We start from the raw sequence: 538 nt of genomic DNA on the forward strand, positions 1-538 counted from the left end.
TTCCCCTTCGGGGGACAAAGTGACAGGTGGTGCATGGTTGTCGTCAGCTCGTGTCGTGAGATGTTGGGTTAAGTCCCGCAACGAGCGCAACCCTTAAGCTTAGTTGCCATCATTAAGTTGGGCACTCTAAGTTGACTGCCGGTGACAAACCGGAGGAAGGTGGGGATGACGTCAAATCATCATGCCCCTTATGATTTGGGCTACACACGTGCTACAATGGACAATACAAAGGGCAGCGAAACCGCGAGGTCAAGCAAATCCCATAAAGTTGTTCTCAGTTCGGATTGTAGTCTGCAACTCGACTACATGAAGCTGGAATCGCTAGTAATCGTAGATCAGCATGCTACGGTGAATACGTTCCCGGGTCTTGTACACACCGCCCGTCACACCACGAGAGTTTGTAACACCCGAAGCCGGTGGAGTAACCTTTTAGGAGCTAGCCGTCGAAGGTGGGACAAATGATTGGGGTGAAGTCGTAACAAGGTAGCCGTATCGGAAGGTGCGGCTGGATCACCTCCTTTCTAAGGATATATTCGGA

1 rRNA gene is annotated in these 538 nt (G+C 50.9%); it reads left to right on the forward strand.

The window, feature by feature from the left end:
- Window positions 1–521 (forward strand): 16S ribosomal RNA (locus tag IDG64_RS14365); the annotation flags it as partial.
- Window positions 522–538: the final 17 nt, after the last annotated feature.

Origin of the sequence: Staphylococcus sp. EG-SA-15, assembly GCF_017151895.1 — a bacterium.
GTDB classification, from domain to species: Bacteria; Bacillota; Bacilli; order Staphylococcales; family Staphylococcaceae; genus Staphylococcus; species Staphylococcus aureus.